General features: G+C 65.6%; 19 protein-coding genes and 1 pseudogene. 9 read left to right on the top strand and 11 right to left on the bottom strand.

Annotated features, from left to right (window positions below; translation table 11 throughout):
- The first annotated feature begins 82 nt into the window (after positions 1–82).
- The 9 genes from GM910_RS00595 to GM910_RS00555 all read left to right on the top strand — a co-directional run bounded on the left by GM910_RS00595 (position 83) and on the right by GM910_RS00555 (position 13,770).
- Positions 83–1,321: a CehA/McbA family metallohydrolase gene (locus GM910_RS00595; protein WP_159585500.1), complete on the top strand. Its 1,239-nt coding sequence runs from the start codon at positions 83–85 to the stop codon at positions 1,319–1,321.
- Between the two features lie 203 nt (positions 1,322–1,524).
- Positions 1,525–2,568, top strand: a complete 1,044-nt coding sequence (locus GM910_RS00590) for a LacI family DNA-binding transcriptional regulator (protein ID WP_246225794.1) — start codon at positions 1,525–1,527, stop codon at positions 2,566–2,568.
- 333 nt (positions 2,569–2,901) lie between these two features.
- Positions 2,902–4,806 (top strand): ABC transporter substrate-binding protein, encoded by a 1,905-nt coding sequence (locus GM910_RS00585; protein ID WP_159585496.1) that lies wholly within the window; start codon positions 2,902–2,904, stop codon positions 4,804–4,806.
- Positions 4,807–5,152: 346 nt separating this feature from the next.
- Positions 5,153–6,139: an ABC transporter permease gene (locus GM910_RS00580; RefSeq protein WP_159585494.1), complete on the top strand. Its 987-nt coding sequence runs from the start codon at positions 5,153–5,155 to the stop codon at positions 6,137–6,139.
- An 11-nt stretch (positions 6,140–6,150) separates the two neighbouring features.
- On the top strand, positions 6,151–7,287 hold the full coding sequence (locus GM910_RS00575) for an ABC transporter permease (RefSeq protein WP_159585492.1): 1,137 nt from the start codon (positions 6,151–6,153) through the stop codon (positions 7,285–7,287).
- Between the two features lie 198 nt (positions 7,288–7,485).
- A complete protein-coding gene (locus GM910_RS00570) occupies positions 7,486–8,523 on the top strand; it encodes an ABC transporter ATP-binding protein (protein ID WP_246225793.1) in 1,038 nt (345 codons plus the stop codon).
- Between the two features lie 17 nt (positions 8,524–8,540).
- Entirely contained in the window at positions 8,541–9,557 is a 1,017-nt protein-coding gene (locus GM910_RS00565; RefSeq protein WP_159585757.1) for an ABC transporter ATP-binding protein, read from the top strand.
- Positions 9,554–11,269, top strand: coding sequence for an HAD family hydrolase (locus tag GM910_RS00560; RefSeq protein ID WP_159585490.1), 1,716 nt, complete (start codon positions 9,554–9,556; stop codon positions 11,267–11,269). Before GM910_RS00565 ends, GM910_RS00560 begins: the two co-directional genes overlap by 4 nt.
- Positions 11,266–13,770 carry a hypothetical protein gene (locus tag GM910_RS00555; protein ID WP_159585488.1) on the top strand — a complete coding sequence of 835 codons (2,505 nt, stop codon included), beginning with the start codon at positions 11,266–11,268 and terminating at the stop codon, positions 13,768–13,770. Before GM910_RS00560 ends, GM910_RS00555 begins: the two co-directional genes overlap by 4 nt.
- On the opposite strand, the gene GM910_RS00550 is transcribed toward GM910_RS00555, so the two are convergent.
- The 11 genes and pseudogenes from GM910_RS00550 to GM910_RS27090 form a co-directional block, all read right to left on the bottom strand.
- The gene (locus GM910_RS00550; protein ID WP_159585486.1) at positions 13,762–14,451 is read right to left on the bottom strand and encodes an HAD family hydrolase; all 690 of its coding nucleotides are present in this window, start codon (positions 14,449–14,451) and stop codon (positions 13,762–13,764) included. The genes GM910_RS00555 and GM910_RS00550 overlap by 9 nt on opposite strands.
- Positions 14,452–14,709: 258 nt before the next feature.
- Positions 14,710–16,188 (bottom strand): mannitol dehydrogenase family protein, encoded by a 1,479-nt coding sequence (locus tag GM910_RS00545; RefSeq protein WP_159585484.1) that lies wholly within the window; start codon positions 16,186–16,188, stop codon positions 14,710–14,712.
- Positions 16,189–16,373: 185 nt separating this feature from the next.
- A complete protein-coding gene (locus tag GM910_RS00540; protein WP_159585482.1) occupies positions 16,374–17,147 on the bottom strand; it encodes an L-iditol 2-dehydrogenase in 774 nt (257 codons plus the stop codon).
- On the bottom strand, positions 17,147–18,145 hold the full coding sequence (locus GM910_RS00535; RefSeq protein WP_159585480.1) for an ABC transporter ATP-binding protein: 999 nt from the start codon (positions 18,143–18,145) through the stop codon (positions 17,147–17,149). The genes GM910_RS00540 and GM910_RS00535 overlap by 1 nt, the downstream gene beginning before the upstream one ends.
- Before the next feature lie 292 nt (positions 18,146–18,437).
- The gene (locus GM910_RS00530; RefSeq protein WP_159585478.1) at positions 18,438–19,268 is read right to left on the bottom strand and encodes a carbohydrate ABC transporter permease; all 831 of its coding nucleotides are present in this window, start codon (positions 19,266–19,268) and stop codon (positions 18,438–18,440) included.
- Between the two features lie 10 nt (positions 19,269–19,278).
- Positions 19,279–20,151, bottom strand: coding sequence for a carbohydrate ABC transporter permease (locus GM910_RS00525; RefSeq protein WP_159585476.1), 873 nt, complete (start codon positions 20,149–20,151; stop codon positions 19,279–19,281).
- Positions 20,152–20,391: 240 nt separating this feature from the next.
- Positions 20,392–21,699: an ABC transporter substrate-binding protein gene (locus GM910_RS00520; protein WP_159585474.1), complete on the bottom strand. Its 1,308-nt coding sequence runs from the start codon at positions 21,697–21,699 to the stop codon at positions 20,392–20,394.
- Between the two features lie 423 nt (positions 21,700–22,122).
- Positions 22,123–23,076 (bottom strand): sugar-binding transcriptional regulator, encoded by a 954-nt coding sequence (locus GM910_RS00515; RefSeq protein WP_159585472.1) that lies wholly within the window; start codon positions 23,074–23,076, stop codon positions 22,123–22,125.
- Between the two features lie 69 nt (positions 23,077–23,145).
- The gene (locus GM910_RS00510; RefSeq protein WP_159585470.1) at positions 23,146–24,045 is read right to left on the bottom strand and encodes an NAD(P)-dependent oxidoreductase; all 900 of its coding nucleotides are present in this window, start codon (positions 24,043–24,045) and stop codon (positions 23,146–23,148) included.
- Positions 24,046–24,117: 72 nt separating this feature from the next.
- Complete coding sequence (locus tag GM910_RS00505; RefSeq protein ID WP_159585468.1) at positions 24,118–25,287, bottom strand: acetyl-CoA acetyltransferase; 1,170 nt, start codon at positions 25,285–25,287, stop codon at positions 24,118–24,120.
- Between the two features lie 69 nt (positions 25,288–25,356).
- Positions 25,357–25,659, bottom strand: a pseudogene (locus GM910_RS27090) (DUF2269 family protein); the annotation flags it as partial.
- Between the last annotated feature and the right edge of the window lie 411 nt (positions 25,660–26,070).

Raw genomic sequence — 26,070 nt, 5'->3', positions numbered from 1 at the left:
GGGTGAGGGGTGGGGGTCCCGGCGAAGCCGGCAAAAATAACTCATATGCGTTGACCCTGGCTCGACTGGGGAGAGGATAGCCGTGGGAAGCCAGCAGCACCATTTCACCCACATCGTCACCGACTTTCCCGGCGGCGATAAATCCTTTGTCGAAATTCCCTTCCACGTCGGGCCGGAGGTCGAGCGGATCGAGGTTTCCTACCTCTTCCCGGCCGGCAGCGGCGGTAGCGTGATCGATCTCGGCATGGCGCATGAAGGGCGCATGCGCGGCTGGACCGGATCGGAGTACGGCCACATCACGATCGCCGCCGACAGGGCCACACCCGGCTACCATCCGGGCCCGCTCGCCGGGCGCTGGGACGTGGTGTTGGGTATCGTCAAGGTTGGGCCGGATTGCCGGGTCGACGTGACGATAAGGCTGATCCCGCGCCGCGCCCGCTGGCTCACCGGCGATATCCATTCCCACACCGAGCATTCCGACGGCGGCGTGCCGGTGGGCGACGCGATCCACCGGGCGCGCACCGCCCGCCTCGACTTCGTGGCCCTTACCGACCACAACACCACCGCGCAGAACCGCGTGCGGCCGGACGATCCGGGCATGCTGGTGATCCCCGGCATGGAGTTGACCAGCTACTGGGGCCACACGAATTTCCTGGGCGTCGCCGACCCCGTGCAAGATTGGCGCTGCCGCCGGCCGGAAGACGTGGCCGAGCGCATGGCCGAGGCGCGGGCGAACGGAGCGACCATCGTCATCAACCATCCCTTCCAGGGTTCGGAGGGCGGCAAGTGGCAGTGCGGGCTCGACCTCGATTTCGACGCCATCGAGATCTGGAACGGCCATTGGTCGCCCCTGAACGCCGATGCCCTTCACTTCTGGCAGGAGCTTTTGGCCGCCGGAAGGATCGTCCCGGCGACCGGCGGCAGCGACTTTCACCTGAAGAACCGGCGCCGGCACGGCCGCCCGTCGAACAGGCTCCTCGCCCATGGCGAAGCGGTGGCCGACGTGCTCGACGCCGTAAGGGCCGGGCGCAACGTGGTGTGCTTCGGGCCGGAAACGACGATGGCCGAGCCGCTCGACGGTGCCGCCATGTTCGGCGAGCGCTTGCCTTCCGGTGCGCCGTACGCGGTGCGGTTTTCGGGACTTGCGGCGGGCGACGAGGTGCGGCTCGTCACCGAACGGGGGACGCTCGAAGCCCTTCGGGCGGAGCCGGGGCAGGCCGAAATCGTAAAGGAAGGGCGGATGGATGGGCGGTTTGCGCGCTTCGAGGTCTGGCACGGCGAAGAGCCGCGACTTTTCACCAACCCGTTCTACGCGGAGTAGCGCGAGATGCGTCTAGTGCATCCAGCCGCCACCACCGCCGTCATCCCGGAAGCCGGAGCGATAGCGGAGGCTGTCCGGGACCCATTCCGGAACGTGGACTGGTCACGGAATGGGTCCCGGACAAGCCTTCGGCTTTCCGGGATGACGCCGGCCGTTGTGGATCAGCCTGCACACGATCCTTTCGCCCGCTCCGGATGAAACCCATGCCCCCACGCAAGAAGGTCGGCATAAAGGACATCTCCCGCGAGGCGGGAGTGGCCATCTCGACGGTCTCGCACGTGCTCAACGGCACGGCGCCCATCTCGGCCGAGGTGCGGGCGCGTGTGGTCGATGCGGCGCGCCGGCTCGGCTATCTGGCGGAGCGGCAGGCCAAGGCGACGATCACCGCGCTCGATACGGTGGTGCTCGCCGTGCCGGACGACGCGATGCCGGAGAACGAGATCAATCTCTTTTCCTGGACCGTGCTCAACGGGCTGACGCGCGAGTGCGAGCGCCGGGGCGTCCGGCTTGTGCCGCTCACCGGCAACGGCTCGCTGACGGCCCGCAAGATCGTCGAGACCGCCCAGGCGGAGTCGGCCGACGGCGTTCTGCTTCTCAACGACGACCGGCGCGAGGTTTTGCATGGGATCGGCAATGCCGGCATACCGGCGGTGCTGATCAACGGCGAAGACCTGGAGATGAAGATCGACAGCGTCACGCCCGGCAACCGTTTTGCCGCGCAACTTGCGACCAACTGGCTGATCTCGCAGGGGCACCGCACCATCCTGCATCTCACCTGGGAGGGGCGCACGACCATCCGGCGCCGCCGCGACGGGTTCATCGACGCGTTCAAGGCCAACGAACTGCCCCTGGCCGACGCGCGCGTGCTTTATACCGGCGGGTACGAGCCGAAGCTCGGCGAAAAGGCGATCGCGCACTGGCTTGCCGAAAGCGGAGGGCTCGACGGCGTGACGGCGATCTTCTGCGCCGCCGACAATCTTGCCCTCGGCGCCATGCGGGCGCTCACCGCGGCGGGTATCCGCATCCCCGAGGATGTTTCCGTCATGGGTTTCGACGGCGTGGCGCTCGGCGAACTGGTGACGCCGCCGCTGACCACCGTCTATGTGCCGCTCAACCAGATGGGCCCGGAGGCGCTGCACCTTCTCGAACAGCGGGTGCTCGCCAACACCACCGAGCGCGCCGCGCATCGGCTCGAGCTCGGCTGCAAACTTGTCATCCGCAAGAGCGTCGCCACGCTTGATGGGTGAGGGTTGCGCTAATCAATTGAAAAATTTGCGTTCTCTTTTTCGGCCTTTTCACTGGGATGGCTGCCTGCCGGGGTGGAGGCTCGTGCAAATATTTTCTGTTGATTCGTAGCGAAATTGTCGCAATTGTATATTCTAACAAGTGGCGCATGCATGAGGCGGTGATAAGAAAGTAAGGCTGCTTCGGCTGCGGGAGAGGAAAGCAGCAAAAGGGAGGACATGAAAATTTTTTCGTTGTGTTTGACGCCCGAACATCGGGCAGAGCCAGCGCCGGCGGATCGCCGCGCGCCCGCGCATACGCGCGTTCTTCTTCTCAAAACCAGTGAGGCAATGCACATGAGTGCCAAACGCACACTTGCCGCGCTCGCGATCGGCCTGATCTCTTCGGCCTCCTTCCTGGCGTCCGCCCACGCGTTTCAGGAGGCCCCCATGCTCGCCGAGAAGGTGGCGGCGGGCGAACTGCCGCCGGTCGACGAACGGCTGCCGGAGAATCCCACCGTTCTGGAGGCGGTGGAGGTGGGCCAATACGGCGGCACCTGGCAGCGCGCCTACAAGGGCCCGGGCGACCGTTGGGGGCCCACCAAGCTGATGGAAGAGCGCGTGCTCAAATGGGAGCAGGGCGATGACGGCGTGCTCCGGCTGGTGCCGGCCTATATCGAATCCTACGAGGTCAACGAGGATTCGACCGAATACACCTTTACGCTGCTTGCGGGCCTGAAGTGGTCGGACGGCGAGCCGGTGACCACGGAGGACGTGCGCTTCTGGTACGAGGACATCTTCCTCAACCCCGAGATCGTGCCGGTGATCGACCCCACCTTCTCACCCGGCGGCAAGCCGATGGAGGTCGAGATCGTCGACGAGCGGACCTTCAAGGTGAAATTCGCCGAGCCCTATGTCTATTTCCTGCAGATCCTGGCGAAGGATTCGACCGGCGAGCCGAGCCTCGACCGGCCGAGCTTCCTGTTCCCCAAGCACTACCTTGCCCAGTTCAACGACAAATACGCCTCAAAGGAGGAGCTTGAGGCGGCGGCGAAGAAGTACGGCGCCGAGAAATGGACGGATTTGTGGGGCTCCAAGGGCGTGATAACGGCCTGGTGGTCGAACCCGGACCTGCCCGTCATCACCGCCTGGAAGATCGAAAGGCCGGCCCCCGGCGACGTCGTCACCATGGTGCGCAATCCCTACTACTATGCCGTCGACCAGGAGGGGAACCAGCTCCCCTATATCGACCGCATCGAGCACAAGCTGTTCCAGGAGCAGGAGAGCTTCAATCTCATGGTCGTTCAGGGGCAGATCGACATGCAGATGCGCTATGCCAGCACAGCCGACTTCACCTTCTACAAGGAGAACGAGGAAAAGGGGAACTTCCGGGTCGGCAACAGTACCTCCGCCACCACCTGGTCGCTTGTGCCCAACTACAACATGAAGGATGAGGTGCTGCGGAAGCTCTTCGAGGAGAAGGATTTCCGCCATGCCCTGAACCTCGCCATCGACCGCGAGCTGATCAACGAGCTGGCATTCTCGGGCCTGGCCGAGGGGCGTCAGGCCGCACCCATCTCCGGCTCGCCCTATTACCGGGAGGATCTGGAAAAGCACTGGGCCGAATACGACCCGGATGCCGCCAACGAGCTGCTCGACGGCTTGGGCCTCACCGAGCGCGACAGCGGGGGCTTCCGCCTGCGGCCGGACGGCCAGCGTCTTGCCATTGTGGTCGAGAGCGCACATCCCGACAAGTCGACGGTCCTGGAACTCGCAGCCGACAATCTTCGCGATGTGGGCATCGAGCTCCTGCCGCGCATGATCGACCGCACGCAGTGGGATTCGAACCGGGATAACAACGATTTCCAGGTTCATCTTTACACCTTCGACCGCCTGTCCGTCGTGCCGGCCGACCCGCGTATCATGATGGGCAACGACAGCTACGCCAATCAGTACTACGTGTGGTACTCGACCGAGGGCGCATCCGGCATCGAGCCGCCGGCCGACCATCCCATCCGGCAGGTCTGGGCGGCCTGGGACAAGGCGTCCACCGCGGGTTCGCTCGAAGAAGCGGATGCGGCCGTCAACGAGATGATCGAGACCTTCGTCACGGAAGGCTGGGTGATCGGCCTCGTCGGCGAGGAGGCCGTGCCCGCGATCGTCTCCAACAACTTCATCAACTTCGTGGACGGCAAGGTGGAAGACGACGTTACCCGCGGCGTCGGCCTCAGCCAACCGCAGCAGATGTGGATCAAGCAGTAGGTGGAGCCCCCGGGGGAAGGCCTTGCCTTTCCCCGAAGGCTTCGATGATTGCGTTCGGATGCCGGGAAGCGCGTCATCCCGGTCGAACGGAGCGAGGCGAAGAGAGGGCCGGGATCCATTCCGTGAGTCGTCCACGTTCCGGCCCGCTTCGCCGGAGCATCCGTGAGGCGAGAATGGGTCCCGGACAGCCGTAGCTCACGCTCCGGCTTCCGGGATGACGGCATTACATGCTGTTGCAACCAAAATGCATCCTTCCGCAGCCATCCGAGCTGGACGGCCGGCGCACTCCGGCGGGCTCGGCCTAGCGGCCGGTTGACAAAGAACGATTTCGAAGGGAGCGGAGGACATGCTCGGATACCTCACCAAACGCGCGCTTTGGGCGATCCCGACGCTCGTCTTCGTGTCCTTCATTTCCTTCGTGATCATCCAGTTGCCGCCCGGCGACTATATAACGGCCTACGCCGCACAGCTCCGCCACGGCGGGGAATATCTGACCGAGGCGCAGGAAGCGGCCATGCGCCAGCAATACGGTCTCAACGACCCGATACTGGTGCAGTACTGGCGCTGGATCTCGAACATCCTCTTGCGCGGCGATTTCGGCCATTCGCTCGAATGGAACGCCCCCGTCTCCTCGCTCATCTGGGAGCGGCTGGGGCTGACGCTCGCCATCTCGACGCTGTCGATGGTCTTCACCTGGATCATCGCCATCCCCGTCGGCGTCTACGCGGCGACCCGGCAATATTCGCTGTTCGACTATCTCTTCACCATCTTCGGCTTCCTCGGCAAAGGCATCCCCGACTTCCTGCTGGCGCTCATCCTGATGTGGCTCGGTTTCACCTGGCTCAACATGGATGTCGGCGGCCTTTTGTCGCCGCGCTATGAATCCGCGCCCTGGACGTTCGACAAGGTGCTCAATCTTTTGTCGCATCTGTGGATACCCGTCGTCGTGCTGGCGACGGGCGGTGCCGCCGGCCTCATCCGCGTCATGCGCGCCAACATGCTCGACGAGATGGGAAAGCCCTATGTGGAGACCGCCTACGCGCAGGGCCTCTCCGAGCGCCAGGTGGTCTGGGGCTATCCGGTGCGCGTGGCGCTCAACCCGTTCATCTCCACCGTCGGCTGGGCGCTGCCGGCGCTCTTTTCAGGCGACGTGATCACGGCCGTGGTGCTCAACCTGCCGACCACCGGCCCGCTGCTTCTCCAGGCGCTCAAGATGCAGGACATGTATCTCGCCGGCAGCTTCATCCTCATACTCAGCGTGTTCACGGTCGTCGGCACGCTGGTCTCCGATGTTCTGCTCGCGTGGTCCGATCCGCGCATCCGCTACGCGTGAGGGGTCGACCGATGGCAATCGAGACACTGGAAGCTCCCGTAACCGAAGCGGCACCCGGCCGCGAGGAGCAGCTTTATACCGCAAAACCCTGGACGCTGATCTGGTGGCGGTTCCGGCAGCACCGGCTGGCCGTCGCCTCGCTGGTCTTCCTGGTGCTTTTGTGCGTGGCGGCGATCTTCGCCGATTTCGTCTCGCCCTATACGCCGTCTTCCATCGATCGGCTCAACACGTTCTCGCCGCCGCGCGCGGTCCATCTCTTCCATGAGGGCGCGTTCAAGGGGCCGTTCGTCTACGCGCTCAAGCGCACGCGCGATCCGGAGACGGCACGCGTCACCTACGAGGCGGATCGCGAGGAGATCCTGCCGGTCCGCCTCTTCGTCCGCGGCGAGCCCTACAGGTTCCTGGGCCTCGTGCCGACGGACCTGCATCTGTTCGGGGTCGATCACCGGCGGCAGAGGATCAACCTTCTCGGTACGGATTCGCTCGGCCGCGACCTCTTCACCCGTCTCCTCTACGGGGCGCGGGTCACGCTTTCGGCGGGCCTTGTCGGCGTCGCCTTTTCCTTCGTGCTCGGCCTCGCGCTCGGTGCCGTGTCCGGCTACTACGGCGGCTGGCTCGACGCAGGGATCCAGCGCCTGATGGAGTTCATCCGCTCGATCCCCACGATCCCGTTGTGGATGGGCCTCGCGGCGGCACTCCCCATCGCCTGGGACCCGCTCTTCGTCTACGTGCTGATCACCATCATCCTGTCGCTGATCGGCTGGACGCACCTGGCCCGCGTCGTGCGCGGCCGCTTCTTTTCGCTGAAGACGGAGGACTACGTTCTGGCGGCAAGGCTCGCCGGCGCCTCCGAGTACCGCGTTATCACCAAGCATATGCTGCCCGCCATGACGAGCTACATCATCGCCGCCATGACGCTCGCCGTGCCTGAGATGATCCTCGGCGAAACGGCTCTCTCTTTCCTCGGCCTGGGGTTGAGGCCGCCGGTGGTGAGCTGGGGCGTGCTTTTGCAGGAGGCGCAGAACCTGCGCACCATCTCGCTCGCCCCCTGGCTGCTCGCGCCGGGTGCCGCGGTGGTCCTGGTGGTGCTCGCCTTCAACTTCATGGGCGACGGCCTGCGCGATGCCGCCGATCCCTATGGCCGGTGAGGGGAATCGTATGGAAAGCGCTTTTGCCTATGAACTATTTTTGCTGGCTTCGCCGGAACCCCCACCCCTCACCCCTCCCCTCAAGGGGGAGGGGGGCGCCGACCTCTCAGAATCCCCCTCCCCCTTGGGGGGAGGGGTAAGGGGTGGGGGTCCGATCAAAGACTCAGAATCCATATGCGATTGGCGCGGAGGCAAACAGTGAGCGTCAACACCACCCCCATGCCGCCCGAGCGCTTGCTGGAACTGGACGACGTGCATGTGCACTTCTCCATGCGCGAGGGGCTCGTCCGGGCCGTCAACGGCGTCTCCTACCACGTCGACCGTGGCAAGGTTCTGGGCATCGTCGGCGAGTCGGGCTCCGGCAAGTCGGTCACCGCCCGCGCCATCATGCGCCTTCTGTCCAAGAACGCCATAGAAGCGGGCGGGCGCATCCGCTTCCGTCCCGAGCCGGGCAAGGAGGTCGAGATCTCCAGCCTGCCGCGCGACGGCCGCCAGGTGCGCGAATTGCGCGGCGGGCATATCGGCATGATCTTCCAGGAGCCGATGACGGCGCTTTCGCCCGTCCACTCGATCGGCACGCAGATCATGCGCACGGTCATGCTGCACCGGCGCGTCGGCAAGGAGGCGGCGCGCGCCCGCGCCATCGAGCTTCTGGAGAAGGTGCAGTTGCCGAAGCCGACGGAGATGATCGAGCGCTATCCGCACCAGCTCTCCGGCGGCATGCGCCAGCGGGCGATGATCGCCCTGGCGCTCTCCTGCGACCCGGCGCTTCTCATCGCCGACGAGCCGACGACAGCGCTGGACGTGACGACGGAGGCCCAGATCTTGGAGCTTCTCAAATCGCTCCAGGCGGAGATGGGAATGGCCATCGTCTTCATCACGCACAATTTCGGCGTGGTGGCGGATATCGCCGACCGGGTCGCGGTGATGTATCTGGGCCGCATCGCCGAAACCGGCAGCGTCGACGACATCTTCTACAAGCCGAAGCATCCCTACACGCGGGCATTGCTGCAATCGATCCCGCGGCTCGGGCAGGCGCCGGTGCGGCGCTTGAAAACCATACCGGGCATGGTGCCCGATCCCTTCAACGCGCCGGCCGGCTGCGCCTTTCATCCGCGCTGTGCCTATGCGGTCCCCGGCCGCTGCGACACGCTCGTCCCGGAGGTGAGCCTTTTTCCGGGCGACCAGTCGGCGCGCTGCCACCTCGCCGGAAAATTGCCGGAGGAAGTGCTGTGACCGGGACAACGAACGCCATGCCCGAGGACGCGCTGATCTCGGTCTCAAGCCTGAAGAAATACTTCCCCGTCACACGCGGCTGGCTGCAAAGGAAGGTCGGCGAGGTCAAGGCCGTCGACGACATCAGCTTCGACATCAGGCGCGGCGAGACGTTCGGCCTGGTGGGCGAGAGCGGCTCGGGCAAATCCACGGTCGCCCGGCTGATCCTGCGCGCCTACATGCTCACCGGCGGCTCCATCAAATTCCGCCGCGCCGACGGCAGCGTCACCGACCTGACGGACCTTTCCGACCGCGAGCTGCGCCCCATCCGGCGCGAGATGCAGATGATCTTCCAGGACCCATATTCCTCGCTCGATCCACGCATGACGCTGCTCGACATCGTCGGCGAGCCTTTGGTGATCCACGGCGTCGGCTCCAGGGGCGAGATCGGCGATCGCGTGGGCGAGCTTCTGGGGCTGGTGGGTCTGAGGCCTGAATACGCGACCCGCTATCCGCACGCCTTTTCCGGGGGGCAGCGCCAGCGCATCGGCATCGCCCGGGCGCTGGCGCTCAATCCGAGCTTCATCGCCGCCGACGAAGCGGTCTCCGCCCTCGATGTCTCCGTCGCCGCGCAGAACATCAACCTCCTGCAGGACCTGCAGGAAAAGTTCGGCCTCACCTACCTCTTCATCACGCACGATCTCGGCATGGTGGAGCACATCTCCGACCGTATCGGCGTGATGTATGTGGGGCGCATGGTCGAATTGGGCGATACGGCGGAGATCTTCAAGAAGCCGCTGCACCCCTACACCGAGGCGCTTCTCTCGGCGGTGCCGCAGCCCGATCCGCGCCGCCGTGCCAGCGGCCGGCGCATCGTCCTGAAGGGCGAGATCGCCGATCTGGCCAACCCGCCCGCCGGCTGTGCCTTCCATCCGCGCTGTCCCTATGCGACCGATCTCTGCAAGAAAGAGGTTCCGGATCTGCGTCCCCTCGGTGGCCGTGAGGTGCGCTGCCACCGCGCCGAGGAGCTCGATCTGGCCGGGGTGGAAGCATGAGCCAAAATGATAGGGTGAGCGGTACGCTGGAAAAACTACGGCGGGGTGCGGCCGGCGCCGATTACGCTCTGGCGCGCGCCCATATGCCTCTTCTGATGCTGGATGCCCACGAGCCCTATCCGCCGCTTGCGATGGGCTACACGGTTTTCCGGGAGCCTGGTCAGTCGCCGTCCTCGAAATTCCAGGTGAGGCCGCTTGGCGGTGCCGTGATCGAGTACGCGGTCTGGTACGACTGGGACATCGGGCATATGTACGATCTGGAACATGTGTGGGTCTATCTCGATGGAACCGGCAAAGTCGAAAGGGTAGAAGCCTCCCGGCACGGAAGGCGTCTTGCGATGACGGCCGAAGGCGGGGCTATCGCAAACGAGTCGCTCTTGCCGGCTTCGCCGGAACCCCCACCCCTCACCCCTCCCCACAAGGGGGAGGGGGATTCTGAGGCGTCGGCGCCCCCCTCCCCCTTGAGGGGAGGGGTGAGGGGTGGGGGTACAAGCAAGGACTCAAAATCAATACGCAATCGGCTTGCAGCCGACGGCAGGCTTTGCCGGATGCTTGGGCCCCGCCCCGTGCTCTATGTAGAGGCCGGCAAGCACGCCCATTGGGCCGACCCCGCCGAGATGGAGGAGAAGGCCGGCCGGCTCATCTCCGTGTTGTGCAACGAACTGGCGGCATGGGAGGGCGTGCACCTCGGCAATGTCTTCGCGGAGAGCGGAAGGATCGCGCCCACGGCCTTCGATCACAGGCTGGCGAAGCTCAAGATGAAGGCGGATGCCTTCGAGCCGACGTTCGAATTCGACTATCCATCGCATATGGGTTCTGAGTCCTTGATGGCACCCCCACCCCTCACCCTTCCCCTCAAGGGGGAGGGGGATTCTGAGGCGTCGGCGCCCCCCTCCCCCTTGAGGGGAGGGGTGAGGGGTGGGGGTTCCGGCAAAGCCGGAAAAGATGACCTATATTCGATAGCCCTGCCCGAAAGCGAGGGAGAGGAAACACCGGCCGCGATGCCGCGGGGGAACGGCACCGGCATATCCGATAACCCCGACGGTGGCCGAGGGATCGCCCTGGTACCCTGGCCAATTCTTGAGGCCTGGATTCCGGCGCGCGTCCGTAAGCTCATAGAGGAGCTGCCAAGTACGGTTCCCCACATCCGCGCCGTTCTGTTCGATTGCGGCGACACGATCGCCGACGAGGCGACGGAAGAGAAGCTGCCGGGCAGCGAGGTGGTGGTGCGCGCCGAGCTGATCCCGGGTGCGGCGGACATGGTGCGCCATATCGCTGCGGCCGGCTACCGCCTGGCGCTCGTGGCCGACGGCCCGCGCGAAACCTTCGAGAACATCCTGAAACCGGCCGGCCTCTGGGACCTCTTCCAGGCGCGCATCATTTCCGGGGAAGTCGGCGCGCTGAAACCTTCGCCGAAGATGTTCGCGGCCGCCTTGGAGCGGCTCGGTTTGCGGGGGTCCGAGGCCCGCTCGACCGTGATGATCGGCAACAATCTCTCCCGCGACATCAAGGGCGCCAACGCCTTCGGCATTCCCAGCATCTTCTTCGGCTGGTCGCGCCGGCGCACGCACGAGCCCGCCGACGACAGCGAACGGCCCGACTATTCGGTCTTTACACCGTCGGACGTTCTCCCGCTGCTTCACGAGATCGAGGCGGCGATGCAGCAACAGAACGTGAGGGAACACCGTGAGACTGCCGGAGCCGAAGCATGAGCGCGCTTGCGAAGGGCAACGAGGGCATGGCGTTCTTCCCGGTCGGGCCCGGCGAGACGGTGACCGCCTGGGCGTTGTCGCCGCCCGACACCGCCTATTATCCCGGCAAGCCGGCGCCCGCCGAAGACCGCGCCAATTACCGCTTCATCAACGGTTTCGTGGACGTGGGCGATCTGCCTTGCCGGGTCGCCTGGTGGGCGGAGGTCAAAACCCGCAAGGTGGAGCTTGAGACGGATTGGCCCGTCGATACCGTCAACCTGCCCGGTTTCAACCGGCGGCTGGAGTTCTCCGGTTTCTGGCACCGCCCGACGCGGCTCGGGCGCTGGTGCCGCACCGCCCTCGTGCCGCCCGAGGGCGGCGACTGCCGCTTCCGGCTCGCCACCTGCGGCGGCGTTCACATCTGGGTGGACGGCGCGCTCGCGGTCAGGTTCGAACCCTTCACCCGAAACGAGGAGCAAGCGACAGAGATCGCCCTGCCGCTCAACTCCGGCGGCAGCGAGGTCGTCATGCTGTCGGAGGACCTCGCCGAGCGCGACACCAACTGGTACGTCGAGCTGACCTCGCTCTGCGACGAGACGCTTCAGGCCGGCGTGCCCGGCGGGGCAAATGCCGCTGACCTGGCGACGCTGATGCGGCTTGCGGCCGATGTCCGCCCCGAGCGCGAGTTCTTCACCGGCGGTCCGCTCGTCCTTGCCTTCGACACGCCGGCAGCAAGCGATGTGACGGTGACGGCCAAGGTCCAGCAGAGCGTCCATATGCGCCACAAGCCGCCGCTCTTCACCGCCGAGGCGGTGCTGGACGCGGGCGGTACCCACGTGGCGCTCGCCGGGCTGGAAGGGCTTGCGGACGGCTACCATCCGCTCGACCTCACCTTCGAGATCGGCGAGGCGCGGGTGGAACGGCATGTCGGCTTCGCGCTCCTGCGCGAGACGGTGCCGCCAGCGCGTGCCGCCGATCTGCAAGGCCGCAAGCGCGAGGCGCTGGCTTTCGCTGCCGCCCACGGCGATCTCAGGATCGGCCGGGCGCTCGCCATGCTGGCGGCGGGCGGCAACGCCGACGATACGCTCGAGGCCATCCTCACCGACACGCTGACGATGATCGACGAGCGGCGCGACTGCTCCGACTTCGTAATGGTGCCGCTGCTATGGCTCTACGGCACCTATAAAGAGGCCCTGCCGGCGGCGGCGGCCGCGCGCATCCGCCGCTCCGTGCTCGACTACCGCTACTGGGTCGACGAGCCGGGCAACGACGTCATGTGGTTCTGGAGCGAAAACCACGTCCTGTGCTTTCACGTCTCGCAATATCTCGCCGGCCGCCTCTTTCCCGACGACACCTTCACCGCCTCCGGACGCACCGGCCGCGAGCAGGCGGCGCTGGCGGCGGAGCGGCTGGGCAAATGGTTCTGCTCGGTCGAGGCGCATGGCCTCGCCGAGTGGAACTCGGCGGCCTATTACCCGATCGACTTCATCGGGCTTCTGGCGCTGCAGCACTGGGCGGACGGCGCGCTCAGGGAGCGCACGGAAAAGCTGCTCGACCGCCTCTTCACCATGATCGCACTGCACACGCTGGGCGGCGTATCCGCCGGCACCATGGGCCGCGCCTACGACAAGGAGTTGCGCGCCGGCCCGCTCACCGAGCTTTCCCCCTTTGCCACTGTCGCCTTCGGCACGGGCTGGCTCAACAACGGCGTCGCCGCCCTGCCGATGTTCGCGGCGGGCGACTATGCGCCGCCGGAAGGGCTTTCCCGCTATGCCTCTCCGCCCGAGGGGAGGGCGCTGACCGCGCATTACGTCCAGGGCTACGACAACGCGGCCAAGCTCGCGCTCTACAAGCGCGCCGCCGTCCAGCTCTCCGCCTCCGTCGACGGCACGCCCGGCCAGCACGGCCACCAGCAGCATGTCATGGACATCCTCTTCGCGAGCCACCCCTTCGCGCGCGCCTGGGTCAACCATCCCGGCGAGGACGATCCCTGGGGCCATCAGCGCCCCTCCTACTGGGCCGGCAACGGCGTCATGCCGCGCGTCGGGAGCCATGAGGACGCGCTTCTCATGCTCTACGACCTCAAGGGCGCGCGGGTGGATTTCACCCACGTCTATGCCCCGGAGGATGGCTTCGACGAACGCATTTTGAAGGACAACTGGCTCATCCTGCGCGTCGGCCGCGGCTTCGCCGCCCTCACCGCCTCCGCACCCATCGTAAAGGTGAGCGAAGGCCCGGGGGCCGGGCGCGAGCACCGCGCCTACGGGAGGAAAGTCGCCTGGGCGGCGCTGGTGGGAGAACTCCCCCAGGGCGCCGATGCCTCCACCGTCGCAAAGACCCTCGCCGGCACTTCCCTCGCATTCGACGCTGGCGCCATGCGCGCCACGCTCACCCGCACCGACAGGGCCGCGCTGGTCCTCGATTATGCGCGGGGCCTGTCCATCGACGGCAAACCCTTTGTCTTTCCCAATCCCCGCTTGGAGCCGCTGGTCCGCGAGATCGCCGCGCCGGTTCTATCGTGATCCCGCCCACCCATCGCCGAGCCCGGCAAGCAGCGATGGAAGCGCGCGCATGTCTTCGAGGATGCGGTCAGGCCCGAGCGTCTTGAATGCGGCCTTGAGGCCGGCAGGGGCGGCGTGGGAGCCGCCGGCGAAGGCCACGACATGCATGCCGGCGCGCCGCGCCGCCTCGATGCCGGCGGGGCTGTCCTCGACGACGACGCATCCGGCCGGCTCCACCCCCATCATCTTTGCCGCGTGGAGAAAAAGGTCCGGCGCCGGCTTGCCGTTCGCCACCATCGTGGCGCTAAAGATGTGCGGCTCGAAATGGGGAAGCAAGCCCGTCACACCCAGGGAAAGCCGGATGCGCTCGGGCTGGCTGGAAGACGCGACGCAGCGCGCCGCCTTAAGTCCGGCAAGCGCCTCCACGAGGCCGGGAATGGGCTTCAGTTCCTGGCGGAAGCGCTCGTAGAGCCGCGCCCGCATCTCTTCCAGATGCCCGTCCGTCATGGCGAGGCCGCACTCGTCCTCCACCGCCTTGGCGATGCTCGCCATGGAGCGGCCGAGGAAGCGGCGATAGGCGACCGCCGGCTCGATCGCCACCCCGGCCTCGGCGATGATCTCCACCAGCACGGCGATGGAAATCGGCTCGCTGTCGACCAGAACGCCGTCGCAGTCGAAGATGACGAGGCGGCCGTTCTTCATGCGCTGGCCCTGGAGCGGGATGCGTCTGTGTGGGTTCGGCTATGTAGAAAGGCCGGTGCTCTTTCGCGCCCCCCTCTGCCCTGCCGGGCATCTCCCCCGCATGGGGGGAGATTGGCTGTCGCTGATGGTTTCGCCAACCGCAGGAGAGGCGCCGGAGCAAGCGGCCGGCGCAATCTCCCCCCTCGCGGGGGAGATGCCCGGCAGGGCAGAGGGGGGCGCGACAGGGCGCCGCCCTCCGAGACCATGCCTGAATCCGCTCTAGAGACCGCTGGCGAGATAGCGGGCGAGAACCTTCTCCGTACCATCCCGCCAAAGCGCGGCAAGGGCTCCGGTGAAGGCTTTGCGGAAGACATCCGCTTGCGCCACACGTCCATAGATGTCCTCCATCTCGAGCCAGGCGAGGGGATCGTCCCTGGCCTTCTGCGCCTGCGCCCGCAGCCGCTCCCAGGCGGGATCGTTGGGCGCGATCCCCTTACCGCTCTCCGTCGTGCCGAAGCAATAGCGGCACCAAAGCGCGGATTCCAGCGCCAGGCCGGCAATCCCCGCACCGCGCTCCAGCCGATCGGCGATGGAAGGGACGATGAATTTCGGCTGCCGGTTGGAGCCGTCGAGGCACAGCCGGCGCACCGTGTCGCCGATCTTGGGGTTGGCGAAGCGCGCCTCGATCAGCCGATAGTAGTCGCCAAGGTCGGTGCCGGGCACCGGCGGCACGACGGGGATAATCTCCTCCTCCTCGACCTTCTTGAGAAAAGCGCGGACCAGCGGATGCTCCATCGCCTCGTGCACGAAGTGGATGTCCATCAGGCCCGCCGGATAGGCGATCACCGCATGGCCGCCGTTGAGGATGCGGATCTTCATGTGCTCGTAGGGCGTGACATCGGGCACGAACTCAACGCCCGCCTCTTCCAGCGCCGGCCGCCCGGCCGGAAAATCGTCCTCCAGCACCCATTGCTTGAAGCCCTCGCAGAAGACGGGAGAGGTGTCCTCGATGCCGTATTCCTCGGCGCAAATCTGCCGCTCCCGGTCGCCCGTCGCGGGCGTAATGCGGTCGACCATGCCGTTGGGAAAGGCGACAGCCTCCGCGATCCATCCCGCAAGGCCAGGATCGGAGAGTGCGGCAAGGCCGGTAACGGCGTTGCGGGTGACGGTACCGTTGTGAGGAATGTTGTCGCAGGACATGACGGTGAAGGGGAGGGTGCCTTCGGCCTTTCGCCTCTTCAACCCCGCCACGATCAGGCCGAAGACGGTGCGCGGCGCGTCGGGCGCCGCGCCATCGGCGGCGATATCCGGGTGCCCCGGGTCGAACGCTCCGGAAGCCGGATCGATGAAATAGCCGCCTTCGGTGATGGTGAGCGAGACGATGCGCACCGCCGGGTCCGCCAGTTGGTCGATGATCGCCACCCTGTCTTCCGTCCGCAGATAATCGATCATGGCGCCGGTCACCCGCGCCGTGCTGCGGTCGGCTTCCTGCTCGACGACTGTCGTGAGAAAATCCTGCGCGGCAAGCCGCTCGCGCATCGCCCCGTCGGCGGCCAGGACGCCGGCGCCGACGATCGCCCAGTCATGGTCGCGGCCCTTGTTGAACAGGTCGTCGAGATAGACGGCCTGGTGCGCGCGGTGGAAATTGCCGACGCCGAAATGGACGATGCCGGCGGAGAGCCTTTTCCGGTCGTAAGCCGGCACGGCGGCACGGGACGCAATGGTGTCGAGCGCTGCGGCGCGAAGCCTTGTGGTCATTGTTTCTGTCCCGTTCCTGGCCGGTTCGTTCTTTCTCTGCTGCAACCCCCACCCCTCACCCCTCCCCTCAAGGGGGAGGGGGGCGTCGACGTCTCAGAATCCCCCTCCCCCTTGAGGGGAGGGGTAAGGGGTGGGGGTCCAATCAAGAACTCAGAACTCATGTGCAATCGCCCTGCCGCAGCGCCTCAGTTCATCCAGTTGCCGCCGTCGACGTTGTAGGTCTGGGCGACGATGTATTCAGCCTCCTCGGAGGCCAGGAATACGGCCATGCCCGTCAGGTCCTCCGGCCGGCCCATGCGGCCATAGGGGACCGCTTCGCCCGCCAGCCGCTTCTTCTCCCCGAGCGGGCGGTTTTCGTACTTGGCAAAGAGCGCGTCGACGCCGTCCCAGTGCTCTCCGTCGACCACACCGGGGGCGATGGCGTTCACATTGATGCGGTGCTTGATGAGGTCGAGCCCGGCCGACTGGGTGAGGCTGATGACGGCGGCCTTGGTGGCGCAGTAGATGGCGACCAGCGGCTCGCCGCGGCGGCCGGCCTGGCTCGCCATGTTGATGATCCTGCCGCCGCGCCCGTGCGCGATCATCGAGCGGGCGACCGCCTGCATCGTGAACAGCGTGCCCGCGACATTGATGGAGAACAGGCGCTCGTAGCTCTCGCGGGTGATCTCGACGATGGGGGCGAGATCGAAGAGCGCTGCATTGTTGATGAGGATATCGATGCCGCCGAGCCGCTCCTCCGTCTCCCGCACCGCCTCATCGATCGAGGCCTGATCGGTAACGTCGAGATGCACCGCGATGGTGTCTCTGCCGATCTCGGCGGCCGCCTTCTCCGCGGCTTCAATGTTGATGTCGGCGATGGCAACCCGCGCGCCTTCCTCGGCGTAGCGCGCGGCGAAGGCGCGGCCGATGCCGCGCGCCGCACCGGTGATGATGGCGGTCTTGCCTTCGAGCCTGCCCATCAGAATGCTTCTCCTTGCGCGTTGAAACGGTGGAGCTTGTCGGGGACAGGGGTAAGCCGCACCGTGTCGCCGGAGCGCACCTGATATTCGCCGTCGGCGCGCACGGTCACCTGTCCGACGCCGTCGACCGCCACGTGTAAGAGCGTGTCGGCGCCCAGATGCTCGGTGACGCCGACCGTGCCGGTCCATTCCCCGCCGTCCGGCGAAAGCCGGATGTGCTCGGGGCGGATGCCGATGGTGGCGGCGTCGTGCTTCATCGCTTCCGCGCCATTGATCAGGTTCATCTTCGGCGCGCCGATGAAGCCGGCGACGAACAGGTTGCGCGGGCTGCGGTAGAGCTCCAGCGGCGAGCCCACCTGCTCTACCCGGCCGGCCTGCAGCACGACGATCTTGTCCGCCATGGTCATCGCCTCCACCTGGTCGTGGGTGACGTAGACCATGGTGGTCTTCAGGCTCTGGTGCAGTTCGCTGATCTCCAGCCGCATGGTGCCGCGCAGTGCCGCATCGAGGTTCGACAGCGGCTCGTCGAAGAGAAAGGCCTTGGGCTGGCGCACGATGGCCCGGCCGATGGCGACGCGCTGGCGCTGGCCGCCGGAAAGCTGGCCCGGGCGGCGTTCCAGATAGTCGGTCAGGTTGAGGATGCGCGCTGCGTCCTCCACCTTCCTGGCGATCGCCTCTTTGTCCTCGTTCGCCATCTTGAGCGGGAAGGCGATGTTCTGGCGCACGCTCATGTGCGGGTAGAGCGCGTAGGACTGGAAAACCATGGAAAGGCCGCGCTTGGCCGGCGGCGCCCCGGTCACGTCCTCGCCGTCGATGCTGATCGTGCCTTTCGAGGTGTCCTCCAGCCCGGCGATAAGGCGCAGAAGCGTGGACTTGCCGCAACCGGACGGGCCGACGAAGACGACGAACTCGCCGTCCTCGATGACGAGGTCGATCTCCGGAATGACGATGGTCTGGCCGAAGGATTTGGAAACCTTCTGAAGGGTTATCTGGCCCACGACGCTCTCCTCCCGCTATGGTTCCTGAAGTGGCGTGAAGGGAAAGCTGGCGCTCTACGTTGCCCCCCTCTGTCCTGAGCTTGTCGAAGGGGCCGGACATCTCCCCCACGAGGGGGGAGATTGGCCGTCACCTCTACTTTCGCCAATCGGCGGCGTTTCAGAGTGAGCGGCATGGTTGAAGCCGCCAATCTCCCCCCTCGTGGGGGAGATGTCCGGCAGGACAGAGGGGGGCGCGACGGGGCATCGACCTCCACGGCTGCTCGCTTTGATGAATGCACAATCATCTCCTTGCTCACTTCACCGCGCCGAAGGTCAGGCCGCGGATGAGTTGGCGCTGCGAGAACCAGCCCATGATGAGGATCGGCGCGATGGCGAGCGTCGAGGCGGCCGACAGCTTGGCCCAGAACAGCCCCTCCGGGCTCGAATAGGCGGCGATGAAGGCGGTCAGCGGCGCAGCGCTCGAAGCGGTGAGGTTCAGCGTCCAGAAGGCCTCGTTCCACGCCAGGATGATGTTTAGAAGCATGGTCGAGGCGATGCCCGGCAGCGCCATCGGCGTCAGCACGTAGACGATCTCCTTGGCGAGCGAGGCGCCGTCCATGCGCGCGGCCTCCAGGATCTCGCCGGGGATCTCGCGGAAATAGGTGTAGAGCATCCATACGATGATCGGCAGGTTGATCATGGTGAGCACGCCGATAAGCCCGATGCGGCTGTCAAGCAGACCGGTGTCGCGGAAGATGAGGTAGATCGGCACCAGGACGCCGACGGGCGGCAGCATCTTCGTGGACAGCATCCACATGAGCACGTCCTTGGTGCGTTTGGTCGGCGAGAAGGCCATGGCCCAGGCCGCCGGGATGGCGATCAAAAGGCCGAGGAGCGTCGAGCCCACGGCGATGACGATCGAATTGCCGACATACTTGAAATAGTTCGAGCGCGCCTGCACCTCGAAATAGTTGGCGAGCGTCCAGTCGAAGGCGACGAGGGAGGGCGGCGAGGCGATGGCTTCGCCCTCGGTCTTGAAGCTGGTCAGCACCGTCCACAGGATCGGGAAGAAGATGGCGAGGCCCAACAGCCATGCGACGACGGTGATGGTCCATTTCCTGCGCGGGGATATCGCTCGTGCCATGGGTGCCTCCTCACGCGTCCAGGTTCTTGCCGATGATGCGCATCAGGAAGATGGCGACGATGTTGGCGAGGATCACCGCCACGATGCCGCCCGCCGAAGCCGCGCCGACGTCGAACTGAAGCAGCGCCTGCGCATAGACGAGATAGGTGAGATTGGTGCTTTCCAGCCCCGGTCCGCCATTGGTCGTCACGAGGATTTCCGCGAAGACGGACAGCAGGAAGATGGTCTCGATGAGAATGACGACGGTGATGGCGCGCGAAAGATGCGGAAGCACGATGTAGATGAAACGCGAGACCGGGCCGGCGCCATCCATCTCCGCCGCTTCCTTCTGCTCCTCGTCCAGCGATTGCAGCGCCGTCAGGAGGATCAGCGTCGCAAAGGGCAGCCACTGCCAGGCGACGATGAGGACGATGGAGAAGAGCGGCACTTCGGCCAGCCAGTCGATGGGCTGCAGCCCGAAGAACTTCGCCACCCACGCGAACAGCCCGTAGACGGGGTTCATGAACATGTTCTTCCACACCAGCGCGGAAACGGTCGGCATGACGAAGAAGGGCGCGATGACGAGAAGGCGCACGATGCCTTGCCCGAAGAAGGGCTGATCGAGAAGAAGGGCAAGCGCAACGCCGCCGCCGACCGAGATCAGGAGCACGCCTCCGACGAGCAGCAGCGTGTTGACCAGCGCCGTGCCGAAGGCGGGGTCGGTGAGGAAATAATAGTAGTTGTCGAAGCCGCTCCATTCCTCCATGCCCGGCATCAGGAGGTTGTAGCGCAGGAAGGAGAACCAGACGGTCATGCCGAGCGGCACGAGCATCCACAGAAGCAGAAGCACGACGGCAGGCGCCATCATCAGGCGCGCGGTCGACTGGGTGTGCAGCGTGGCCATCGTGCTCTCCACAGGTAGGGTTATCGCATTTGAGTCATTCTTGCCGGCTTCGCCGAACCCCCACCCCTTACCCCTCCCCTCAAGGGGGAGGGGGACGCCGACGTCTCAGAATCCCCCTCCCCCTTGAGGGGAGGGGTAAGGGGTGGGGGTCCAAGCAAGGACTCAAAATCCATCGACATCGTCCAAGAGTGAAAAAGGGGCCGCCCCGCACTACCGAAGGCGGCCCAGGGAGGAGGGAGGCTATTTGATGTAGCCGCTCTTCATCATCTCACGCTGGGTGAGCTGCTGGGCGCTTTGCAGCGCCTGATCGACCGTCACCTGGCCGGCAAGGGCCGCCGAAAACTGCTGTCCCACGGCCGTGCCGAGCCCCTGGAACTCCGGGATCGCCACGAACTGGACGCCGACATAGGGCACGGGATCGACCGTCGGGTTGTTCGGGTCGGCCGTGTTGATCGAGTTGATCGTCATCTCGGCAAAGGGAATCTTGGCGTATTCGGGGTTCTCGTAGAGCGAGGTCCTCGTGCCGGGCGGCACGTTCGCCCACCCTTCCTTCTCGGCGACAAGTTCGAGATAGTCCTTGCCGGTCGCCCAGGCGATGAACTTCTCCGCCGCTTCCGCCTTCTGCGTGCCGGCGGGAATGGCGAGCGACCAGGCCCACAACCAATTGCCCCGCTTGCCAAGGCCGTTGTCCGGCGCCAGCGCGAAGCCCACCTTGTCGGCCACGGTGGATTCTTCCGGGTCGGTCACGAAGGAGGCCGCCACGGTGGCATCGATCCACATGCCGCACTTTCCGGACTGGAACAGCGCCAGGTTCTCGTTGAAACCGTTGGAGGAAGCTCCTGGAGGGCCGGCATCCTTCATCAGGTTGACGTAGAAGTCGAGCGTCTCCTTCCACTGCGGCTGGTCGAACTGCGGCTGCCAGTTCTCGTCGAACCAGCGCGCGCCGAAGGAGTTGGCCGTCGCCGTGAGGAAGGCCATGTTCTCGCCCCAGCCCGCCTTGCCGCGCAGGCAGATGCCGTAGATCTCGTTGTCCTTGTCGGTGATCTTGCGCGCCGCATCGGCGACGAACTCCCAGGTCGGCGCCTCGGGCATCTCGAGCCCCGCCTCCTCGAAGAGGTCGGTGCGGTACATCACCATGGAGCTCTCGCCGTAAAAGGGCGCGGCATAGAGCTTGTCCTCGTAGGACAGGCCGGCACGGATCGGCGGCAGGAGGTCGTCGACGTCGTAATCCTCGCCGAGGTTTTCCAGCGGCAGGAGCCAGTCCTGCTTGGCCCAGATCGGCACCTCGTAGGTGCCGATGGTCAGGACGTCGTACTGGCCGCCCTTGGTGGCGATGTCCGTCGTCACCCGCTGGCGCAGGACGTTCTCTTCCAGCGTCACCCACTCCAGATCGATGTCGGGGTTCTTCGCCTTGAAGTCGTCCGTCAGCTTCTGCATGCGGATCATATCGCCGTTGTTGACCGTGGCGATGGTGAGCGTCTCGGCGCCGGCGGTAAGCCCGGAGACGGCAAGAAAGCTTGTTCCAAGGAGCAGGGCCTTGAGTCTCATGGTTTCCTCCCACATGAGCGATTGAGCAAATGCTAATACTATGAGCAATTACTCACAACAGCGCCGACGAGTCAATGCGGTTTCGTCGCTGCGGCGCAACATCTGCAGGGGGGGAGGGGCTCCCGAAAGGAACGAAGGCACCCTAAATCGCGTAGTTACCCTCCACGGCCCTAGGGAGGGTATCCACGATAGCGGGTTTCGCAGGGCGCAGATGGCTGGGGTTTTTAGTTCGGCTTCGCCGCGACCCCCACCCCTAACCCCTCCCCCCAAGGGGGAGGGGGACGATGGCGCGCTCGACCGGGCTTCCCTCCCCCTTGAGGGGAGGGATTGAGGGTGGGGGTCGCGGCGAAGCCGAATAAAGACTCCATCCATACACGATAGCCCTACGAGTTTCGCAGAGGATCGACCCTGCAGCGGCAACCGCTACCGGAGGCTTGGCGTGAGCAGCGCTTCGGCCGTTGCCTCGTCGGTCACCAAGCCATTGATTAATTTGCCTTCCAGCGCGATGCGGATGCCCGGAAGCTTCTTCTTTCCCATGGCGGAGGCGATGACGAGCGAGGTTTCGCGGCTGGGAATAGGCGCGCTGGCAACGCGTTCGTTGGTGATGCCTTCGACCAGCCGGCCCTGCGGATCGAAGGTCCAGCCGATGATCTCCGTCACCGCGCCGGCCCGCCTAAGTGCCTGTAATTCCTCACGCGTGATGAAACCGTCGACATAAAGCGGCGCCTCGTCGTCGAGTTCGCCGATGCCGATAAATGTAACGTCCGCCTTGGCCGCCAGCTCCAGGGTCGGGCGGATCATCGGCTGCGCGTGCAACGTCTCACGCTCCTTTTCCGAGGAGGCGATAACAGGCAGCGGCATCGGGAAGAAACGTGCCTTCACCTTGTCCGCCATGGTGAAGATGACGTTGTAATAGGCCGCCGAGCCGTCCGGAGCGATGTTGCCCGTAAGCGAAACGATGCGGTGCTGCGGGCACTCCATGGTGCTCAGGTGCTCGACGGCGGCCCGAAGTGTGCGCCCCGTGCCGATCCCCATGATGAGCGGCTCCGGCCGCCCGAGCCAGTTCTCGATCTCCGCCGCAGTGGCCTGCGCCACGCCGAGGGTGGTCGAGGTCGAGTCCGGATCCGTCGGCACGACCTCGCAGAAGGAGAGCGAATAGGTTTCGCGCAGCGCCTTCGAAAGGTCGAGGCAATGGGCGATCGGATAGTCGATATGAACCTTCACCAGCCCTTCGGAGACGGCGAGCGAGACGAGCCGCTGGGCCGATTGGCGCGAAACACCGAGCTTGGCGGCGATCTGGTCCTGCGTATTGCCGGCGACGTAGTAAAGCCAGGCGGCGCGCGCAGCCTCATCGAGTTTCCCGCCATTCACGGCCATCCGTCACCTCCCGCCGTTCGTTTACCCTGCGACAGCGGAGCGAGCCGATATCCGCAGCCCATGGGCATTCTATTTCTCGGTCAGGCTGACCCCGTTCAGCTCCGCCACGATGTCGGACAGCATCGGCACGTAGTCCTCGCCGCGCCCCGCGCCGACGGCAAGCGCGAAGGAATTGCGCACGGCCGCGCCCAGGGGATTGGAGACCTCCGCCGCATTGGCGAAGGCGGCGAGGTAGGACATGTCCTTGAGACCGTTCTTCAGCGTGAATTTATGGGCGTCGCGGTCCCGCTCCAGCACCCATTTGAAGAAGGTCTGGTAGAAAGCGCAATCCATGCGGCCGCCGCTGATGACGCTGTCGAAAACGGCCGGCGTCAAGCCCGCCTTGGCGCCGAGCGCCAGGGCCTCGGAATAGAGGGCGGCATAGCCCATGGAGAGGAAGTTGTTGAGTAGCTTCATCGTGTGGCCGCTGCCCGTCGGCCCGGTCCTGACGATGCGCTGGCCGAAGGCCTCGAGCACCGGCCAGATGCGGTCGACCGCCGCCTCCTCGCCGCCGACCATCACGTCCAGCGTGCCTTCCTCGGCATCCTTCGGCGTGCGGCTGAGCGGGGCGTCGACCAGCGTGATGTCCTGCGCGGCAAGATCGGCGGCGAGCTTCACGGTGGAGGAGGGGTCGGAGGTGGAGCAGTCGCAGATGAGAAGCGGCTTACCGGCGGAGGCGAGGCCCTGCGGCCCCTTGACGATCTCTTCAACCTGCGGGCTGCCTGTCACGCAGATCATGACAACGTCGCTCGCTTCCGCCAAGGCGCGCGCGTTTTCCGCCTCCGCCGCACCGCGGCGCTTCAGGTCTTCGACCGGCTCGCGGTTGCGATGGCCGAGCACGGTCAGCGGCCAGCCCTTCTGGGCGATGTTCTTGGCCATGCCATGGCCCATCAGCCCGACGCCGACAAAGCCGATCCGTTCCTTGCCCATTCATTCCTCCTGAAAACCTGTGTGTGCCGGAAGTTAGTCGGAAATCGGCGGGCCGTCACGTGCCGGTAGGCGCTACTTCGTGCGCTCCAGAAGCGAGACATAGTTGGCGACCGCGGCACCGCCCATATTGAAGACGCCGGCCAGGCGCGCCTCAAGGATCTGCATGTCGCCGGCCTCGCCCATGAGCTGCATGGCCGCCATGATGTGCATGGAAACCCCGGTGGCGCCGATCGGATGGCCCTTGGCCTTGAGCCCGCCGGAAGGATTGACCGGCAGCTTGCCGTCCTTCTGCGCAATGCCGTCGCGCACCACGCGGTGGCCCTCGCCTGGTTTGGCAAGGCCCATCGCCTCATATTCGATCAACTCCGCAATGGTGAAGCAGTCGTGGGTCTCGACCAGCGACAGGTCGTCGAGCGATGCGCCGGCGTCTTCCAGCGCGCCGGCCCAGGCGCGCCGCGCGCCTTCGAAGGCGGTCACGTCGCGCCGGCTCATCGCCAGGAGGTCGTTCACATGCCGGCGCGCGCGGAAGGCGATCGCCCGCTCCAGGCTTGCCGCCGTCTCGGCATCGGCCAGCACCAGGGCAGCCGCGCCGTCGGAGATCAGCGAGCAATCGGTGCGCCTGAGCGGCTCGGCCACATAGGGGTTCTTGTCCGAGACCGTGTTGCAGAAGTCGAAGCCGAAGTCCTTGCGCATATGGGCGTAGGGATTGGCCATGCCATTGGCATGGTTCTTCGCCGCAATCATTGCGAGCTCTTCCGAGCGGTCGCCATAGCGCTGGAAATAGTTTTGCGCGATGCGGGCGAAGAGGCCGGCGAAGCCGCCATCCACGTCCGCCTCTTGCCTGCGGTAGCTGGCGCCCAGGAGGATGTCGCCCACTTGCGCGGTCGGCGTCGCCGTCATCTTCTCCGCGCCCACCACGAGGGCGATGCGGCCGCGGCCTGATTCGATGAAGTCCATGGCCGTATAGATGGCGGCCGAGCCGGTGGCGCAGGCGTTCTCCAGCCGCACCGCCGGCACATGGGCCAGCGCCTCGTTGCCCATGGCGACGAGCGAGCCCTGGAAATCCTGCCTGGAAAAGCCATTGTTCATGACGCCGACGAAGATGCCGTCCACATCGCCGGTCTCGACGCCGGCATGGTCGAGCGCCGGGGTGGCGACCGAGGCCATCAGCGCCTCCGTGTCTTCCATCTCGGATTTTCCGAAGGGCGCATGCGCCCAGCCGACGATCTGTGCCTTGGTCATCCGACATCTCCTTGTTCATCAGATAGTGCCGCGCGGCGACGAAACCCAGCCCTTTCCGGCGCCCGTTCCTTACCAGATATCGACAGGACGGGCGATCATCAGCCAGAAAATACCCAGCACGGCGGCGAAAGCGGGAAAGCCGAAGGCGAACCAGAGGCGGAAGAGGCGGTGGTATCGTTTGGGCAGCGGGGTCCCTTGCTCGGCGGCGGCAGCGGCAAGGCGGCGCATCTCCATTTGCATCCACACCACGGGAAGCCAGAAGGCGCCGGTGAGGAGATAAAGCAGGATCGACAGAACGATCCAGTCTTCGCCGGGGGGATAGCCCAGATGCCAGACGAGCGCCATGCCGGTGACCGGTTGCGCGACGACGGCGCGACGGAGCTTGACGGGCAGCGGTCGATCGCTCTGTTTCCGCGGGGATAAATCTGTAGCTACGAAAACTTTCTTCGCTACTAACCCATTGTTTCCGTTGGAGACGGTGAAATTTCTCCAACTTTTTTCACCGCATTTTATCCCCCCTGCCCGCGCCGCTCTTATCATGCTCCCCGTCCCTCCCGCGGGAACGTGGATCGCGACGGCGGTCTCGCGGGGAGGGGCCGGCGCCTCCGGCGGGCCGCTAACGTGGCGGCCGGCCCGGGGAGGCTCCGCCCAAGGGTTCCCCTGCCGCCACTACGGGCGGCGCGTGCCGGACGGTGCACTTTAAAAGGGAGCCGGAAAGACGGGGGCGCGGAGCGCCCTGTCGTGGGAGGTGCAAGCCTTCCGGATCCGGCTTCGTGGAAGCGG

It is taken from the genome of Chelativorans xinjiangensis (assembly GCF_009812055.1).
In the GTDB taxonomy this organism is placed as follows: domain Bacteria; phylum Pseudomonadota; class Alphaproteobacteria; order Rhizobiales; family Rhizobiaceae; genus Chelativorans; species Chelativorans xinjiangense.
Note: the sequence above shows the minus strand (reverse complement) of the source record. Positions and strands in the feature narration are given on the sequence as shown.

Coding starts and splice junctions, on each gene's coding strand:
- GM910_RS00585 (WP_159585496.1), top strand. CDS start 2,902: ATGAGTGCCAAACGCACACTTGCCGCGCTCGCGATCGGCCTGATCTCT.
- GM910_RS00590 (WP_246225794.1), top strand. CDS start 1,525: ATGCCCCCACGCAAGAAGGTCGGCATAAAGGACATCTCCCGCGAGGCG.
- GM910_RS00575 (WP_159585492.1), top strand. CDS start 6,151: ATGGCAATCGAGACACTGGAAGCTCCCGTAACCGAAGCGGCACCCGGC.
- GM910_RS00505 (WP_159585468.1), bottom strand. CDS start 25,287: ATGACCAAGGCACAGATCGTCGGCTGGGCGCATGCGCCCTTCGGAAAA.
- GM910_RS00560 (WP_159585490.1), top strand. CDS start 9,554: ATGAGCCAAAATGATAGGGTGAGCGGTACGCTGGAAAAACTACGGCGG.
- GM910_RS00530 (WP_159585478.1), bottom strand. CDS start 19,268: ATGGCACGAGCGATATCCCCGCGCAGGAAATGGACCATCACCGTCGTC.
- GM910_RS00580 (WP_159585494.1), top strand. CDS start 5,153: ATGCTCGGATACCTCACCAAACGCGCGCTTTGGGCGATCCCGACGCTC.
- GM910_RS00550 (WP_159585486.1), bottom strand. CDS start 14,451: ATGAAGAACGGCCGCCTCGTCATCTTCGACTGCGACGGCGTTCTGGTC.
- GM910_RS00555 (WP_159585488.1), top strand. CDS start 11,266: ATGAGCGCGCTTGCGAAGGGCAACGAGGGCATGGCGTTCTTCCCGGTC.
- GM910_RS00515 (WP_159585472.1), bottom strand. CDS start 23,076: ATGGCCGTGAATGGCGGGAAACTCGATGAGGCTGCGCGCGCCGCCTGG.
- GM910_RS00525 (WP_159585476.1), bottom strand. CDS start 20,151: ATGGCCACGCTGCACACCCAGTCGACCGCGCGCCTGATGATGGCGCCT.
- GM910_RS00565 (WP_159585757.1), top strand. CDS start 8,541: ATGCCCGAGGACGCGCTGATCTCGGTCTCAAGCCTGAAGAAATACTTC.
- GM910_RS00545 (WP_159585484.1), bottom strand. CDS start 16,188: ATGACCACAAGGCTTCGCGCCGCAGCGCTCGACACCATTGCGTCCCGT.
- GM910_RS00540 (WP_159585482.1), bottom strand. CDS start 17,147: ATGGGCAGGCTCGAAGGCAAGACCGCCATCATCACCGGTGCGGCGCGC.
- GM910_RS00520 (WP_159585474.1), bottom strand. CDS start 21,699: ATGAGACTCAAGGCCCTGCTCCTTGGAACAAGCTTTCTTGCCGTCTCC.
- GM910_RS00510 (WP_159585470.1), bottom strand. CDS start 24,045: ATGGGCAAGGAACGGATCGGCTTTGTCGGCGTCGGGCTGATGGGCCAT.